The sequence below is a fragment of the Actinosynnema sp. NPDC023658 genome (assembly GCF_040639995.1).
Classification (GTDB): domain Bacteria; phylum Actinomycetota; class Actinomycetes; order Mycobacteriales; family Pseudonocardiaceae; genus Actinosynnema.
The window spans coordinates 15,317-18,737 of the sequence record NZ_JBFAAX010000083.1 but is presented as its reverse complement, the minus strand read 5'-3'; the positions used below and the strand labels follow the sequence as shown (position 1 = coordinate 18,737).

Sequence of the window (3,421 nt, the reverse complement as noted above, 5' to 3'; positions counted from 1 at the left end):
CTGGGGCGCGGGGCTGCTGGCGGCGGCCGCGGTCGCCGTCGGCGTCGTCGTGGTCGCGATCCCCCGGGACGACGCCCCGGGTAACGGCGGCATGGCGCAGCAGGACAAGACCCCGACGACCACGGTCGGCGGCAGCGCGCTCCCACCCGGCGCGACCAAGATCCCCGCGGTGCGCGACGAGAACTTCGGCCCGGCGTTCGGTGACGTGCTCAAGGCGCAGAACTACGGCCCGCTGGAGAACCAGGACAAGCTGGCCGACTGCCTGCGCGGCGCGAACATCACGGCGGGCAAGCCGCTCGGCGTCAGCCCCATCACGCTGGACGACAAGCCGGCCGTGATGGCGATCCTGCCCGCGGGCACGCCGGGCGCGTACCGGATCGTGGTGGTCGACCCCCGGACCTGCGGCCCGGACAACCCGGACGGCGTGTTGGCGAACAGCACGATCGAGCCGTAGTCGAGCTCACTGCGGGATGGCGGAATTACCGCACCCTACGATCCGTTGAGCGAAGAGCCGGGCCGGGTGATCCAGGTCCGGGAGCGACTAACGGAGGTCGAGGGTGTCGGACGTTCGGAACCTGATCGTCGTGGGATCGGGGCCCGCCGGGTACACCGCGGGCGTCTACGCGGCGCGCGCGCAGCTCGAACCGCTGGTGTTCGAGGGCTCGCAGTACGGCGGCGCGCTGATGACCACGACCGAAGTCGAGAACTACCCCGGCTTCCGCGACGGCATCATGGGCCCCGACCTCATGGAGCAGATGCGGGAGCAGGCCAAGCGGTTCGGCGCCGAGCTGCGCTCGGAGGACGTCGAGGAGGTCGAGCTCGACGGCCCGGTGAAGTACGTCACCGCCAACGGCCGCCGCTACGCCGCCCGCGCGGTCATCCTGGCCATGGGCGCGGCGGCGCGCTACCTGCACGTCCCCGGTGAGCAGCAGCTGCTGGGCCGCGGTGTGTCGGCCTGCGCCACGTGCGACGGCTTCTTCTTCCGCGACCAGGACATCGCGGTGATCGGCGGCGGCGACTCCGCGATGGAGGAGGCGACGTTCCTCACCAAGTTCGCCCGCACCGTCACGATCATCCACCGCCGCGAGGAGTTCCGCGCCTCCAAGATCATGCTGGAGCGCGCGCGGGGCAACGAGAAGATCAAGTGGCTGCTCAACGCCGAGGTCGTCGAGGTGCTCGGTGACACCGCGGTGACCGGAGTGAAGACCCGCGACACCCGCACCGGTGAAGTGACGGAGCACCCGTTCACCGGCTTCTTCGTCGCCATCGGCCACGACCCGCGCAGCGCGCTGGTCAAGGGCCAGGTCGAGGTGGACGGCGAGGGCTACGTCCAGGTCGTCGGCCGCACCACCCACACGAACGTGGACGGTGTGTTCGCCGCGGGTGACCTCGTCGACCACACCTACCGGCAGGCGATCACCGCTGCCGGGTCGGGCTGCGCCGCCGCGATCGACGCGGAGCGCTGGCTCGCCGAACACGGGACCACGGAGGCCGCGGTCACCGCCGAGCACGTCGGCGGCGGCTACAGCGAGCCCGTCACGACCAGCTGAACCACTTTCCCCGAGGGAGATACCAACATGGCAGGCCCGACCGTGGTCACGTCCGCTAAGACCTTCGCCGACGACGTCCTGACCAGCGAGAAGCCGGTACTGGTCGACTTCTGGGCCACCTGGTGCGGCCCGTGCAAGATGGTCGCCCCGGTGCTGGAGGAGATCGCCACCGAGCACGCCGACAAGATCACCGTCGCGAAGCTCGACATCGACGCCAACCCGTCGATCGCCCGCGACTACCAGATCATGTCGGTGCCGACCATGATCCTGTTCCAGGGCGGCAAGCCGGTGAAGCAGATCGTGGGCGCCAAGCCGAAGGCCGCGCTGCTCAAGGACCTCTCCGACGTGCTCTGAGTGCAGGCAAACGGGTGACCCGTCCCTCTTCTGAAGAGAGGGGCGGGTCATCCTTTTGTGGGACCGTGACCACTCGCAGTAGCCCCATCCGTGCGATCGCCGCGAGCAAGGCACAATAGGGCGTCAAGTTCGCGTCGACGGATGTCGGCGCCTTAGTGAGCGAGGGGTGCATGCTGCTACTCCGCCGCGGGGATTTCGGTCCGGACGTCGCCGAGGTCAGGGCAACGCTGACGAAGCTCGGTCTGCTGTCCGATCCGCAACCGTCCCAGGTGTTCGACCTGCCGGTCGAGCACGCAGTGCGCGCGTTCCAGCAGCAGCGGGGCCTGATCACCGACGGTCTGGTCGGCCCGGCCACCTACCGCGCGCTGCGTGACGCGACCTACCGACTCGGTGACCGGCCGCTCGCGTTCCTGATGGCGCAGCCGGTGACCGGTGACGACGTGTTCGCGCTGCAGGAACGCCTGCTGGAACTCGGTTACGACGCCGGCAGGGCCAACGGCGAGTTCGGTCAGCAGACAGAGCAGGCGTTGCGCAACTTCCAGCGCGACTACGGCCTGATCGCGGACGGCATGTGCGGTCCCGACACGGTCCGCGCGCTGCGCCAGCTCCAGCCCAAGGTGCGCGGCGGCCGGCCGGTGTTCCTGCGCGAGCAGGAGCGGGTCCGCCGGGCCGGGCCCAGGCTGTCCGGCAAGCGCATCATCATCGACCCGGGTCACGGCGGTGAGGACCGCGGCGTCGTGGTCGACGGCGTGTCCGAGGCCGACGTCATGCTCGACCTGGCCAGGCTGCTCGAGGGCAAGATGGCCGCCACCGGCATGGAGGCCCTGCTGACCCGCGGGCCCAACCACAACCCGGACGAGGGCGAGCGGGCCCGGTTCGCCAACGAGGCGGGCGCCGACCTGATCCTGTCGCTGCACGCGGACGGCAACTCGTCGGCGCTGGCGTCCGGCGTGGCGACGTTCCACTTCGGCACGGGCAACGGCACGTCGTCCACCGTGGGTGAGGCGCTGGCCGGGTTCATCCAGCGCGAGATCGTCGCGCGGACGGGCCTGCTGGACTGCCGCACGCACCCCAAGACGTGGGACATGCTGCGGATGACCCGCTGCACGGCGGTCCGGGTCGAGGTCGGCTACCTGACCAACCAGGGCGACCGGCAGCGGCTGGCGAACCCCTCGTTCCGCGACGTCGTGGCCGAGGGCATCCTGGTCGCGGTGAAGCGCCTGTACCTGCTCGGCAAGGACGACCAGCCGACCGGCACGTTCACCATGGACGACCTGCTGCGGCACGAAGTGGCGACCGGCAAGGTCCGCTGACGCCACTTGCCATGACTTCTGAATAAGTTCAGAATTGGTTCCATGACCACCGAGGTGCAGTGGAGCCAGCTCCAGCGCGACCCCAAGAGCGTCGTGGGCCGCGCGGGGGGAGGCGGCGGGCCGGGGCCCCGGGCGCGCGGGGGGGGTAAACTGGGGGCGCGGGGGGGCCCCGGGGGGGCACAGCGTCTACCTCGGGAAGGCAGT

3 protein-coding genes and 1 pseudogene are annotated in these 3,421 nt (G+C 70.3%); all 4 read left to right on the top strand.

Annotation, left to right across the window (positions count from 1 at the left end; translation table 11 throughout):
• Positions 1–454 (top strand): annotated as a pseudogene (locus AB0G02_RS12965) (hypothetical protein); the annotation flags it as partial.
• Between the two features lie 103 nt (positions 455–557).
• A complete protein-coding gene (gene trxB, locus AB0G02_RS12960) occupies positions 558–1,550 on the top strand; it encodes a thioredoxin-disulfide reductase (protein ID WP_360793209.1) in 993 nt (330 codons plus the stop codon).
• Between the two features lie 27 nt (positions 1,551–1,577).
• Positions 1,578–1,904, top strand: coding sequence for a thioredoxin (trxA, locus tag AB0G02_RS12955; protein ID WP_360793207.1), 327 nt, complete (start codon positions 1,578–1,580; stop codon positions 1,902–1,904).
• A gap of 170 nt (positions 1,905–2,074) precedes the next feature.
• On the top strand, positions 2,075–3,217 hold the full coding sequence (locus AB0G02_RS12950; protein ID WP_360793205.1) for an N-acetylmuramoyl-L-alanine amidase: 1,143 nt from the start codon (positions 2,075–2,077) through the stop codon (positions 3,215–3,217).
• Positions 3,218–3,421: the final 204 nt, after the last annotated feature.

Coding starts and splice junctions, on each gene's coding strand:
- trxA (WP_360793207.1), top strand. CDS start 1,578: ATGGCAGGCCCGACCGTGGTCACGTCCGCTAAGACCTTCGCCGACGAC.
- AB0G02_RS12950 (WP_360793205.1), top strand. CDS start 2,075: ATGCTGCTACTCCGCCGCGGGGATTTCGGTCCGGACGTCGCCGAGGTC.